Below are 12142 nucleotides of genomic sequence, written 5' to 3' on the forward strand. Positions count from 1 at the left end.
TTACTCCTTGCGGAAAAACAGGCTGACTTCACCCAGCGCAATGCTGAACTTGCTCATGCGCGCGCTATTGAGCAGGGTGTGTTCGTCCTGCAGGAACATCCAGTCGTCAAATTGCACGTCCCAGCTGCGGCCATCCACCGGCAGGCGCAAGGTGTAGCGCCAGTGCAGCGCATTGCCCGCCACTTCGCCATCGGCTACGCCCACCACATCCGCTGCCGTACCCTGCCATTTGCCATTACCCAGCGGCACCAGTCGCCACTGGCGCTGCTGGCGGCTGCCGTCGCTGTAGACAAAGCGTTCGTCCAGCAGCAGAGCATCACCCTGGCGCTGGCCGATGATGTCCACGGTAAATTGCTTGACCAGCGCACCGTTGCGGTCACGGAACATGCCCCAGGCGCGGGTGTGGCCCTCAAAAAAACGCGGCAAATCCAGCTGGGGTTTGTTGTCGCGGTATTGCTCCACTTGCGGTGTGCTGCAGGCACTGGTCAGCAACAGGGCGAGGAGGGGCAACAGGCGGCGCAGGGTTTTCATGGCCGGGCTTCCTGCAGCAGGAACTGCGACACGCCAATGCTGTGTTCGTCAAAACCGGCCTCGCAATAGCACAGGTACAAGCGCCACAGGCGGATGAAGGCTTCGTCAAAGCCTTGCTGGCGCACACTATCCAGTGTGTGTTCAAACGCCAGACGCCAGCGGCGCAGGGTTTCGGCGTAGTCCGGGCCAAAGTCCAGCCGGTTGCGCGTCATCAAACCGGCTTGTTCGGCCGTATCCTGAAATACTTGCCTGCTGGGCAGCATGCCACCAGGGAAAATGAACTCCTGGATGAAGTCACTGCCGCGGCGATAGCGCTCGAAACGACTTTCGGCAATGGTGATGCTCTGCACCAGTGCCTTGCCGCCCGGTTTCAGCAGTTGCCGCAGCTTGGCAAAGAAGCCCGGCCAGTAGGCTTCGCCCACCGCTTCGAACATTTCGATGGAGACAATGGCATCGTACTGGCCCTGCAGGTCGCGATAGTCCTGCCACTCCAGTTGCACCAGACGGTTGCCAGCCAGCCGTTCGCGGGCAAAGTCCAGTTGGGCATGGGAAATGGTGATGCCATGCACGGCAATGCCCTGGCTGCTGGCGTGTTCGGCAAAACCGCCCCAGCCGCAGCCGATTTCCAGCACCCGCATGCCCGGTTGCAGGCCCAGCACATCGCAGATGCGCTGGTATTTGGCTGATTGGGCGGTGGCCAGCGGCAGGTCGTAATGGCCGTCAAACCAGGCGCTGGAGTAGGTCCAACTGGGGTCCAGCCACAATTCGTAAAAGGCATTGCCCAGGTCGTAGTGGGCGTGGATATTGCGCTGGCTGCCCTGGCGGCTGTTGCGGCGCAGGCAGTGTTTCAGCCAATACCAGCCACGGGCCGGCCAACTGCCGGCCAGGGTGTTGCCCAGCACTTGTTCATTACGCAAAGCGAGGCGCAGCAGGGCGGTGATGTCCGGTGTGTCCAGCAGGCAGTCGCGGTAGGCTTCGGCAAAACCGATATCGCCGGACAGCAGCAGTTTGCGGCAGGCTGTCCAGTCATGCAGCTGCAGTTCGGCTTCCGGTAATTCTCCCGGATGGCCAAACCACAGGCTTTGTCCATCCGGGGTATGCAGCAGCAGGCTGCCATATTGCAGCCGGTTAAGCCTTTGCAATAGTAGCCGTGCCAGCCAGGGCATGCTGTTGCGGGGCAGGGCAAGGGTACGGGTGAGGCTCATGGGCGCAACTCCTGTCCGTGACTCAATGGGTGTTCCGGGGCGGCGGGCTTGCTGAAAAACGGCACTTTTTTCAGCCACAGCTGCAAGGCTTGCCAATGAATGCGGGCGATGATGCCCAGGGTCAGCATGGGCTGGCGCAGCAAGGCCCGGCGGGCATTGCCGGTGGTAAGCGGCTGCAGCGCGCCGGAAATGCTGGTATTGAGCAGCAGGCCGTCGGCATCGTGGTAATCGATGCGCATCAGCATGCGGTCGGCCTTCTCGGCCAGTCGGAAACGGTAATGCCCGGCCACCTGGCAAAACGGCGACACATGCAGCAGCTTGCGGCAAGTCAGGGTGGCACCGTTGACGATGGGGCTGCCATCCGGCTGGGCCAGCAAGTAGGCATGGTGCTCGCCAAAGGTGTTGTTGACGTCGGCCAGCACGGCAACCAGGCGGCCATGGCTGTCGTGGCAATACCAGAAGCTGACCGGATTGAAGGCATAGCCGAACAGGCGCGGAAAGGTTTGCAGCCACACCTCGCCGTCGGCAGGCAAGGCGGCATCGCGCAGTTGCTGGCGTATCCAGGGCAATAGTGGGCTGCCGTCACGCGGGCCGTAATCCCGGCTGCGTATCATCAGCGGCCGCCAGCGATCCACGCCAAACCAGCGGTGGCCAATCTGTTCCAGCTCCGACAGCTTCAGCCGGATGGCAAATACCGGATAAATGAAGCGATGGCGGGCAGGCCGCAACCGCTGGTGCATCACGCTGCCGGATACCAGATAGGCATTGCTGCTGACGGGGCTCATAGGCGGGCCCATTCCGGCAAGGTGACAAAATCCTGTGCCACATTCAGCGCGGACTTCAGTCCGTCCTCGTGAAAACCGTAACCGGTCCAGGCACCGGCAAACCAGCTGTTGCGTTTGCCTTGCAGCAGGGGCAGGCGGGCCTGGGCGGCAATGGCGGCATTGTCGAACAGCGGGTGTTCATAGACGAAGCGGGCGTATTCCAGATTGCGATCCGGGTCGCGCAGCGGGTTGAGGGTGACGATGACAGGCTGGCTGACCGGCAGCGGTTGCAAGGCATTGAGCAGATAGCTGACACACACCGCGCGCTGGCTGGGCTGGCCGGTTTCGGCCAGGAAGTTCCAGGCCGACCAGGTTTTGCGGCGCTTGGGCAGCAAGCTGGCATCGCCATGCAGCACCGCGGTATTGGGCTGGTAGCGCACGGCGGACAGGATGTCGCGTTCTTCCGCGCTGGCATCGGTCAGCATGGCCAGGGTCTGCGGGGCGTGAGTGGCAAAAATCACGCTGTCAAAGCGCTCTTCGCCATGCGGGCTGTTGATCAGCACGCCCTGCTCAGTGCGCCGCACGCTGCTGACCGGGCTGCACAGGCGCACATGCTGGATGCGCTGGCACAGCTTGTCCACATACTGCCGCGCCCCGCCCGGCACGGTAAACCAGCGTGGTCGCTGGCTGATTTGCAGCAGGCCGTGGTTCAGGCAGAAGCGCAGGAAGGTGGCGGCGGGGAAATCCAGGATCTCCTTGCTGGGGCTGGACCAGATGGCCGCTGCCATCGGCACCAGATAGTGGTCACGAAAGCGATGGCCATAGCCTTCCAGTTGCAGCAATTCGCCCAGGGTCAGGGTATCGATGGTGGCGCGTTCCAGTAGCTGCGCCGCGGTACGATTGAAGCGCAGGATGTCGCTCAACATGCGGTAGAAGGGCAGCGACAGCAGTTTGCTGCGCTGGGCAAATACCGTATCGAGCGAGCTGCCGGCCCATTCGTCACGGCCTTGGTCCAGCGATACGCTGAAGGACATGTCGGTGGCGCAGGACGGTATGTCCAGTTGGCGGAACAGCGCAATCAGATTGGGATAGGTGCGCTCGTTGTACACCAGAAAGCCGGTGTCCACGGCGAAGGACTGGCCTTCCAGTTGCAAGTCCACCGTATTGGTGTGGCCGCCGGCATAGTCGGCCGCTTCAAACAGGGTGACTTCGTGTTTGCCCGCCAGCAGCCATGCGCTGGCGAGGCCGGCAATGCCGCCGCCAATCACCGCCACGCGTTGACGTTTGTCTGGATGTACTTTCACCTGAACTCCCAAGCCGGAATCTCTGAATGGATGTCTGCGGGAAACAAAACAGCTTGGCACCCGCGTTGCATCGTGCTTATATTCAGCATATAACCGCTTTGTAAAAAAAGCTACTGATTAGTAAAAGGTCGTACTCATGAGTATTTTAAGCAAGCTCAGTTTCAAGGATCAGGCGTTCAAGCTACGCGAACAGACGGTGCTGGATGCCACCACCCGCTTGCTGGCCAGCAAGGGTTTCGACCTGATGACCATGGACGATGTGGCCGGAGAGGCAGGCATTTCCAAGCCCAGCCTGTACAAGCATTTCAAGTCCAAGGAGGACCTGGCCACCGAGGTGATGATCCGCCTGCTGGATGGGGCGCTGGAGTATCTGGCGGCACTGGATGCCGGCCTGAGCAGCAAGGAAAGGCTGGCCAGCCTGCTGGAATGGGCGCTGCGGGTGCGTTTGCAGGGCGGGCTGCCCTTCCTGCCCTCAGCCAGTGCGCAGGTGAAGGAGATGCTGACCCGCAGCATCCGCTACGTGACGCGGGTGTACAAGCTGCACAAGCAAATGGAAGCCTTGGTGGAGCAAGCCAAGACGGCAGGCGACATCCGCAGCGACTTGCCCACCGATGTCATCCTCTATGCCTACTATTCGCGCACCTGTGATCCGGCGGTGGACTATATGAAGGATTATGGGCGTTACAGCGACGACGCCATTGTGGCGCACATGCATGCCATCATCTTTGCCGGTATCGGTGGGACAGGGCAGGTTTGAGCGTTCAACTGGCCAGCAGGTGGTGCAGCACTTGTTCGGCCACGCTTTGCCATTTGCTGCTGGAAATCACCGCATGGCCGGCATCTTCTATCATGACCGGGGTGGTGTCGTAGGAACGGGCGGTGGCGGCCACCACCTCGGGCGGTATCAGCTTGTCACGGCTGCCGCCTATCACCTGCACCCGGGCACTGACATTGTCCGGGTTGACATAGGCCGGCTTGCCTTCTGCCGCCTGAATGGCAATGGCCTTGCCCAGCGGGTCGCCCATGAATTCCACCACCTTGTCCAGCGTGCCGGGCAGCAGTCCCCAGGGCGGTACCGAGCAGATCAGGCTGGCGCGGTGCAGGTCAGTATTGCCTTCCAGCACGCGCTGGGTCAGGAAGCCGCCCATGGAGTGGCCGACGATGAGGTCCGGCTTGCCGGGCAGCCCGTCCAGCACTTGCTGCACGTCTTGCTCATAATCGCGCAAGGTCTGGTTTTGCCGTGCCGCACTGCCGCCGTGGCCGCGCAGCGACAGTGCCGAGCCACTCAGCCCGTGGGCGGCAAACCAGGGCAGCATGTTTTCCCGCCATTGCCAGCCGTCACCGGCAACGCCGTGAATGAACAAGACGTGGCCATGCGCTGGTGCGGCATCGGCATGAAACACCTCGATGCCATCCAGCATTTCGTAGCGACAGGCATTGGCGACATCATCTTCGGCCAGGGTGATCTGGCAGGCGGTTTCCTCACCCTCCTGGGCAAAGTGGGTGCTCAAGCCGCGGCAGAGTGAAGCCATGCGGCCATTACGGCGCAGGTACTGGATACGCAAGCGGTTAACCTTGCGGCGACGCGCATGTTGCAAGGCCTGGTCGAACAGCAGGCGGCCAATGCCCTTGCCCTGGCAGAAGCTGTCCACGCTGATGCCCAGCTCACCACAGGGGTAGGCTTCATGCTGGAATACCGCAATGTGGACCACGCCGATCAGCAAGGCGCGGTAATGCGCGCCAATCACGATGTCACGATTGAAGTTGATGCTGTCCACGTAGGCAGCTACGGCGGCCGGACTCAGTTCCAGTCCGAAGCGGGTGAAGCGGTCGTCCGGGCTGAGTACCGACAGGTGTTCCAGGATGGACGGCCTGGCGGTAGCCTGCAGCCGGCTGAAGGTGAGAGTCATGATGTCTTCTTTATTGTGCAATGCACAATGAGAGTGTAGTCCCTCTGCTGCCAGATGCAAGCCGCTTGGCTGCCGCTGGCAATGGCTGCCATCACCCAGAGTCATTGGCCGCCATGCCAGCGTGGCTTGCCTGACAAAAACATGCGGCATGCACAGCCGTGATCGGCTATGAATGTAATGCGCATTTGTCTGGCAAGCAGCCTGGCCGGATAAACTGACTTTGCCTGCCAGACCGGTAGCAATCGGCGGCAGCAACACACCTGATACGAACTGGATATCAACCAGTCAGACAGAATGCCTGGCAGCGTTGGCTGCGGGCTTCTGGGAGAGCCTTGTGTTTAAGCATCATTTTGCAATGTCCAAGTCCATGGGGCAGGGCTGGCGCGGCTGGCTGACCGTGGCCCTGTTGTCTGTCTGCGCGCTGGTACAGGCGCGCGAATGCCTGTCTTTCATCTATGCCAGTGGTGGGCGCGATTACTGGGCCAATCTGCAGACCAATGTGGCCAGGGAAGGGGAGCGTTTGGGTTATTTCATTTACGACCGCGGTGTGGTGGATAGTGAGCACCTGATTGACGATGCCCAGATCGAGTTACTCAATGTAGCCGTTGCCCGGCGTTGCCGCGCCATCATCCTGGCTCCCAGCGCCACCATCGCCAACTACAACGAAATCCTGCGTTTCCTGCCGGTACCGGTGGTGCTGATAGACCGTAATCCGGGTTTGACCAGTCAGTACGGTTCGGTTGCCTCTGACAATGTCGCCATCGGTGCGCTGGCCTGGAAACGAATGAAAAAACATAATCCGGCCATTCGCCAGGTGCTGGTGCTTCCTAACTCTGGCCGGGTGCCGTCCACCGAGCAGCGGCTGCATGGCTTTATCGCTGCGGCGCGCAAGGATGGTGCCAGCGTGTTGTACGGGCCGCCGATTGACCAGGCCATCGGGCGCGGCAGGCAAACCGTGAAAGCGTTCATTCAGGGTGGCAGCGCAACATTTGATGCCATCTTCACCCCCAACGAGTCTTCCACAACGGCCACCATACTGGCTTTGCGCCAGCTTCACTTGGCCGGACGCTACGATTTTGTCGGCGTGGATCGCAATCCGCTCATCGCGGACGCGGTGCGTAACGGGGAAATGCTGGCCACCATGGTGCAGGACGGCGAAAAAATGGCGCGTCTGGCGGTGGAGCTGGCGGATGCCGCCATCAAGACACCCGGCAAACCAGGCCGGAATATCCTGCTGCCGCCGTTTGTGCTGGACAGGCAGGCGCTGCGCAATGCCCGCTGAGCGGCAAGAAAGACACCATGAACCAAGCCAGCGTACGCCTGTGTAAGTACTATTTTGAGCAGGATGCCATGTCGATACGGGTGTCGATGGCAGTTGCCCTGGCCATTTATGTGGCGCACTGGAATAGCCATGCCGGCTGGGCCGGCGTGTGCTGGTTGCTGGTGATGGAGATGGTTCAGTCGCTGCGCCTGTGGCATCTGGCAGCAATGGGCAGGCTGCTGAGCAAGCCGGACCAACTGGAAAAATACTTTGCTTCTTTTTATGTGTCGGTCCTCCTTGCCGCAACGGCCTGGGGCGGCATGCTGTTTGCCTTTCCCCATCACCAGTTCGATTTTGTCTACATGTTCAAGATCATTGCGCTGGCGGCCATCAACAGCGTCACCATCATGTCGCATGGACTGATTTTCCGGCTGTATGCCCTGTTCAGCACGGTATTGACCCTGGTGTTTTTCATCCAGTTGCATGTAATTGACCGGGTGATGTCGCCATCCGATCGTTATGCGTTTTCGGTTATCGCCTTGCTGTACATATTTTTCCTGTTACTGACCTCCTGGAAGTATGCGCGGCGCAATTACGGCTTTTTCGAGCAGCAGGTGGCCATGGAGTCACTGGTCAGCCGGCTCAAACGACTGCATGACGAGGAGGTGGAGCTGCGTTCCAGCCTGGAGACCAAGTCGGCTGGATTGGAGCAGGCACGCAATGCGCTGCTGGTGCTGGCATCCACCGACAGCCTTACCCAGATACTCAATCGCCGTGCCATCCTGGAGCACCTGAATGCGCTGGTGAACAAGGTGAGTCATGCGGAAGGTTCGTTTTGCGTGATTGCTTTTGATGTTGATAACTTCAAGAAAATCAATGATGTATTCGGCCACAATGTGGGCGATGTGGTGTTGCGGGTACTGGCGGAGGAGGTGAAGTCGGTATTGCGTGGCAATGATCTGTTTGGCCGTACCGGCGGGGAGGAATTTCTGGTGATCCTGCCCGGCCTCTCGCTCGCCAGTGCGGTGGAGTGCGGCGAACGTATCCGGCTGCAAGTGCTGCACAGCACGCGCATGCAGCAGGAGGCCGGCTTTGGCGTGACGGTGTCGCTGGGCTGTTGCCTGGCGTTTCCGGGCGAGTCGGCCATTGACATACTGGGCAAGGCCGACAAGCTGATGTATGCCGCCAAGCGTGCCGGCAAGAACCGGCTGTGTTACTGAGCGCTTCAGCCGGTGGTGGCGGCGTCGCTTGCCCAGTCGGCAATCGGCAGCGGCTTGCCGAACAGATAGCCCTGGTAGGCATAGCAGCCATAGCTTTCCAGATAATCCCGCTGCGCGCGGGTTTCCACCCCTTCGGCAATCACTTCCAGTCCCAGCGAACGCGACATGGCCAGAATCGCCTTGACGATGGCGGTGGTGCTGGCATCCTTGCCCAGCTCGCGGGTGAAGGACTGGTCGATCTTGATCTGATCCAGCGGCAGGCGTTTCAGATAAGACAGCGAGGAGTAGCCGGTGCCAAAGTCGTCCAGCGAAAAGCGGATGCCCAGCGCGCCTAGCTGATGCATGCGGGCCACCACCAGGTCCATGTTTTCCAGCACGATGCTCTCGGTCAGCTCCAGCTTGAGCCGGGCCGGGTTGGCACCGCTTTGTTGCAGGCTGCGCTGCACCGATTCGACAAAATCCGCTTGATGGAACTGTCGGGCGCTGACATTTACCGCGATGTCCAGCTGGCCAAACTGGGGGTGGTCTTCCCATTGCTTCAGTTGTCGGCAGGCGTTGTCGAGCACCCAGCGCCCCAGTTCGATGATCAGCCCCATTTCCTCTGCCACCGGGATGAACTGGCCGGGCGACACCATGCCGCGCTCCGCCGAACACCAGCGCAACAGCGCTTCAGCACCGATGCGCTCACCATGGCGGTCTACCTGCGGTTGGTAGTAGAGGACAAATTCCTCACGGGCAAAACCCAGCCGCAGGGCGTTTTCCAGCAGGGTGCGTGCTTCGATGCAGGCCTGCATGGTGGGGCTGAAGAAGCGCACCCGGTTGCGTCCGGCATCCTTGGACTGGTAGAGCGCCACATCGGCCTGCTTGAGCAGGTTTTCCAGCGAGGTGCTGATGCCACGGAACAGGGTCATGCCTATGCTGGTGGTGTAGATGTGTTCGGTGTCCTGATCGCCCTCCAGCCGGTATGGCCGTGATAGCCCGGTGCGAATGGCTTCGGCCAGGTGCTCGGCTTTCTTGGCGGCGGCGGCTTCGTTCTGGCCCAGGTTTTCAATCATGATGACGAATTCGTCACCGCCCAGTCTGGCCACGGTATCGGCCTCACCGATGGTGTCACGCAGGCGGCGGCCCACTTGGACCAGCAGCTTGTCGCCCATCTCGTGGCCCAGGGTGTCGTTGAGCTTCTTGAACTGGTCCAGGTCCAGCATCATCAGCACGCCATATTCACGGCTGCGTTCGCTGATTTTTTGCGCCTGTTCCAAGCGATCGAACAGCAAACGGCGGTTGGGCAGCCAGGTCAGCGGGTCGTAATGGGCCAATTGGCGGATTTCATCTTCTGCCGCCTTGCGCTCGGTGATGTCGTGCAGGGTGACGCGCTGTCCCAGATAGCTGCCATCATCGCCATAGATGGGCCGGCTGGTGAAATTAACCCAGCGGATGCCGCCGTCTTTGCGGCAGATGCGCAAATCCACGCCGACGGTTTCCATGCTGGTGTCCTTGTCGGCGCGCCGTTGTTGTCCGGCCAGCCATTTGGTGTGGTCTTCCGGGTGAATGATGGCATCCAGCAGTCCGGGGTTTTGCTCAAATTCGGCGGCGCGGTAAGCGCTGATCCGTTCTGCCGATGGCGTCATGTAGTGGAATTGCCCGTCCGGCTTGATCCAGTACACCCAGTCACTGGCCCAGTCCATCATGGTGTGGAACTTCAGTTCACTCTGGCGGATGGCTTCGATGGCGGCTTTCTTGTCGGTGATATCATCCTTGATGGCCACATAGTGGCTTACTTTGCCATCCTGCTGGCGCAAGGGGGCAATCACCACCGCCTCCACATATTCGCTGCCATCCTTGCGCCGATTGACGAATTCGCCTTCCCACACTTTCCCGGCCTGCAGGGTGGACCACAAGGTGTCATAGACTGCCTTGGGCGTTTTGCCGGCATGCAGGATGCGCGGGTTCTGCCCCAGCACTTCCTCCAGCGCGTAGCCGGTATTCTTCAGGAAGGCCTCGTTCACGTACTCGATGCGGGCCGCCATATCGGTAATGACTATGCTGGCCGGGCTTTGCTGTATCACCAGCGAAAACTTCTTCAGTTGTTCCTCGCGGCTGAGCAGCTCGGCGGTGCGCGTTTCGATTTCGGCTTCCAGCCGCAACTGGTGCGCTTGCAGCGCTTGCTGGCTGTCTTCTAGCGCCTGGATCACCCGGCGCATCTGCCTGGCGAAGGGGACAAAAATGAATAGCCCCTCAATCAGCAGCAAGGTGAGCGCAGCCAGCCAGGCAAGGGTTTCCGCGGTTTGCAACTGTTCTACCGCGGCTTCGCCCTCTTGCTGGTAGCGCTTTACCACGGCATCCAGCGCGTGCAGCAAATCACCATCGGCCAGTGCCAGCAGTTGCTGCAATGCCGGATCAGCCAGGCTTAGCCGGCCATCCGCTTGAGCCAGGATCTGCCTGGCCAGCGCGAGGTAGCGATTTTCCAGAAAGTGGGTGGCCTGGGGGTGGCCAAAGTAGAGATCATGCACCGCCGGTGACATTGTTTCGGGCAGGTGCAGTTCCGGCTGGCCATTGATCAGGCCCTGATGGCTGCTGGCCATCAGCGCGATGGCCTGCTGCAGTTGCTGGCGAATGCGGGAGCGATTGCCCTCGGTGGTGGCCAGTTGCTGGCTGTACAGGGCAATGCGCTGGCTGAGCATGCGCTGACGACCGCTGATGTTTACCAGTGCGGCCGTGCTTTGTTGGGCGGCGATGACCAGCTTTTGCGAGACAAAGGTGGTGGTGGCCAGCAGCGCCATCAGCGCTAGCGCAATGATGTAGCGCAGCTTGAAGGAACGAAGCATTCGGTGTTCATGCGGCATGCCGGTGTTTCCCGTCGGATTCTGCGGACATGATGCATGACATCCGGCTTTTCTGGAAAGCCCGTTCCCTGCTGCTGCATGTAAAAAACAGCAGTTTCAGCCCATATCAGGCGCTGGTATTGGCAGTCTCGCTCCCGATCGGGCTGCTGGCGCGCAATAGACGGTCACGTATGTGCAACCAGTCCGGGGTGTCGGGTGGCAGCTCGATCAGGATGCGGCTGCAGCCGCTGGCTTCCGCCTGGTGCAGCACCGCATAGAGCTGGCTGGCGTAGGCGGCGGCATCAGCAGGCAGCAGGAAGCTGCAGGCAGGCGGCTGCGGCGGGGCGGGATAGCCCGCCATGCCGATGAAGGCCAGTTTTTCCGCCCAGATGCCGGCAGGCAGCCGGGCGCGCTCTGCACTTTCAAAACGGTGGCAGGGCAGGCGCGGGGCGTAATGTGAGGCCAGCGCACCCGGCACGCGCGGTGCATGGCCGTGCTGCGCCTGCGCCAATGGCAACACTTGCGCCAACTGGGCGGCGCTGATGCTGCCCGGACGCAGGATGCGCGCGGCAGGGCCGGATAGATCAATAATGGTGGACTCCACGCCGAAGCGGCAGTCACCGCCATCCAGCACCGCTTCGATGCGGCCAGCCATCTGGCGCAGCACATGGCTGGCGCAGCTTGGGCTGATATGGCCGAAAGGGTTGGCCGACGGTGCCACCACCGCATGGCCTAACTGGTCCAGCACGGCCTGGAACAGCGGATGAGCCGGCCAGCGCACGGCCACGGTATCCTGCCCGCCGGTAATCAGGCGCGATACCGTGGGGGCGGCGGGCAGCACCATGGTGAGCGGGCCGGGCCAGAATGCCGCCGCCAGTTGCCTGGCTTGCGGCGGTATCTGGCTTACCCAGTGCTGCAGGTGCGACAGATCGGGCAGATGAACGATCAGCGGGTGGTCTGCCGGCCTGCCCTTGGCACTGAACACGCGGCGGATGGCGTCCGGGTTTTGTGCGCTGGCGGCAAGGCCGTACACGGTTTCGGTTGGCAGCGCCACCAACTGGCCCTGGCCCAGCAGCGCGGCGGCGCGGCGGATATCCGCCACATGTGGCTTGAGGTGTTCCATAG

At 61.1% G+C, this 12142-nt stretch carries 10 protein-coding genes; 3 read left to right on the forward strand and 7 right to left on the reverse strand.

Features of this window, described 5'->3' with window-relative positions; genetic code table 11:
* The 4 genes from DLM_RS08470 to DLM_RS08485 are packed head-to-tail and all read right to left on the reverse strand — an operon-like array spanning position 1 to position 3804.
* Positions 1 to 531, reverse strand: coding sequence for a DUF3833 domain-containing protein (locus DLM_RS08470; RefSeq protein ID WP_089083482.1), 531 nt, complete (start codon positions 529 to 531; stop codon positions 1 to 3).
* Positions 528 to 1736 (reverse strand): SAM-dependent methyltransferase, encoded by a 1209-nt coding sequence (locus DLM_RS08475; RefSeq protein WP_089083481.1) that lies wholly within the window; start codon positions 1734 to 1736, stop codon positions 528 to 530. Before DLM_RS08475 ends, DLM_RS08470 begins: the two co-directional genes overlap by 4 nt.
* The gene (locus DLM_RS08480) at positions 1733 to 2521 is read right to left on the reverse strand and encodes a DUF1365 domain-containing protein (protein WP_231960135.1); all 789 of its coding nucleotides are present in this window, start codon (positions 2519 to 2521) and stop codon (positions 1733 to 1735) included. Before DLM_RS08480 ends, DLM_RS08475 begins: the two co-directional genes overlap by 4 nt.
* A complete protein-coding gene (locus DLM_RS08485) occupies positions 2518 to 3804 on the reverse strand; it encodes an NAD(P)/FAD-dependent oxidoreductase (RefSeq protein WP_089083480.1) in 1287 nt (428 codons plus the stop codon). The genes DLM_RS08480 and DLM_RS08485 overlap by 4 nt, the downstream gene beginning before the upstream one ends.
* A 136-nt stretch (positions 3805 to 3940) precedes the next feature.
* Here DLM_RS08485 and DLM_RS08490 point away from each other — a divergent pair, with 136 nt between their 5' ends.
* The gene (locus DLM_RS08490; protein WP_089083479.1) at positions 3941 to 4561 is read left to right on the forward strand and encodes a TetR/AcrR family transcriptional regulator; all 621 of its coding nucleotides are present in this window, start codon (positions 3941 to 3943) and stop codon (positions 4559 to 4561) included.
* Between the two features lie 4 nt (positions 4562 to 4565).
* On the opposite strand, the gene DLM_RS08495 is transcribed toward DLM_RS08490, so the two are convergent.
* The gene (locus tag DLM_RS08495) at positions 4566 to 5714 is read right to left on the reverse strand and encodes an alpha/beta fold hydrolase (RefSeq protein WP_167467068.1); all 1149 of its coding nucleotides are present in this window, start codon (positions 5712 to 5714) and stop codon (positions 4566 to 4568) included.
* A 355-nt stretch (positions 5715 to 6069) separates the two neighbouring features.
* Between DLM_RS08495 and DLM_RS08500 the strand changes: the two genes are divergently transcribed.
* Positions 6070 to 6996, forward strand: coding sequence for a substrate-binding domain-containing protein (locus DLM_RS08500; protein ID WP_089083477.1), 927 nt, complete (start codon positions 6070 to 6072; stop codon positions 6994 to 6996).
* A gap of 17 nt (positions 6997 to 7013) precedes the next feature.
* Positions 7014 to 8195 carry a GGDEF domain-containing protein gene (locus DLM_RS08505; protein WP_089083476.1) on the forward strand — a complete coding sequence of 394 codons (1182 nt, stop codon included), beginning with the start codon at positions 7014 to 7016 and terminating at the stop codon, positions 8193 to 8195.
* A 5-nt stretch (positions 8196 to 8200) separates the two neighbouring features.
* Here DLM_RS08505 and DLM_RS08510 read toward each other — a convergent pair whose 3' ends face one another.
* Together DLM_RS08510 and DLM_RS08515 are read right to left on the reverse strand one after the other, a co-directional pair.
* Complete coding sequence (locus DLM_RS08510; RefSeq protein ID WP_167467069.1) at positions 8201 to 11020, reverse strand: EAL domain-containing protein; 2820 nt, start codon at positions 11018 to 11020, stop codon at positions 8201 to 8203.
* A gap of 124 nt (positions 11021 to 11144) precedes the next feature.
* Entirely contained in the window at positions 11145 to 12140 is a 996-nt protein-coding gene (locus DLM_RS08515) for an L-threonylcarbamoyladenylate synthase (RefSeq protein ID WP_089083474.1), read from the reverse strand.
* Positions 12141 to 12142: the final 2 nt, after the last annotated feature.

This window comes from Aquitalea magnusonii (assembly GCF_002217795.2).
GTDB classification, from domain to species: domain Bacteria; phylum Pseudomonadota; class Gammaproteobacteria; order Burkholderiales; family Chromobacteriaceae; genus Aquitalea; species Aquitalea magnusonii_B.

Bases quoted from the DNA above. Each gene is read 5' to 3' on its own strand.
- DLM_RS08470 (WP_089083482.1), bottom strand. From the start codon at position 531: ATGAAAACCCTGCGCCGCCTGTTGCCCCTCCTCGCCCTGTTGCTGACC.
- DLM_RS08475 (WP_089083481.1), bottom strand. From the start codon at position 1,736: ATGAGCCTCACCCGTACCCTTGCCCTGCCCCGCAACAGCATGCCCTGG.
- DLM_RS08480 (WP_231960135.1), bottom strand. From the start codon at position 2,521: ATGAGCCCCGTCAGCAGCAATGCCTATCTGGTATCCGGCAGCGTGATG.
- DLM_RS08490 (WP_089083479.1), top strand. From the start codon at position 3,941: ATGAGTATTTTAAGCAAGCTCAGTTTCAAGGATCAGGCGTTCAAGCTA.
- DLM_RS08495 (WP_167467068.1), bottom strand. From the start codon at position 5,714: ATGACTCTCACCTTCAGCCGGCTGCAGGCTACCGCCAGGCCGTCCATC.
- DLM_RS08500 (WP_089083477.1), top strand. From the start codon at position 6,070: ATGTCCAAGTCCATGGGGCAGGGCTGGCGCGGCTGGCTGACCGTGGCC.
- DLM_RS08505 (WP_089083476.1), top strand. From the start codon at position 7,014: ATGAACCAAGCCAGCGTACGCCTGTGTAAGTACTATTTTGAGCAGGAT.
- DLM_RS08510 (WP_167467069.1), bottom strand. From the start codon at position 11,020: ATGCTTCGTTCCTTCAAGCTGCGCTACATCATTGCGCTAGCGCTGATG.
- DLM_RS08515 (WP_089083474.1), bottom strand. From the start codon at position 12,140: ATGGAACACCTCAAGCCACATGTGGCGGATATCCGCCGCGCCGCCGCG.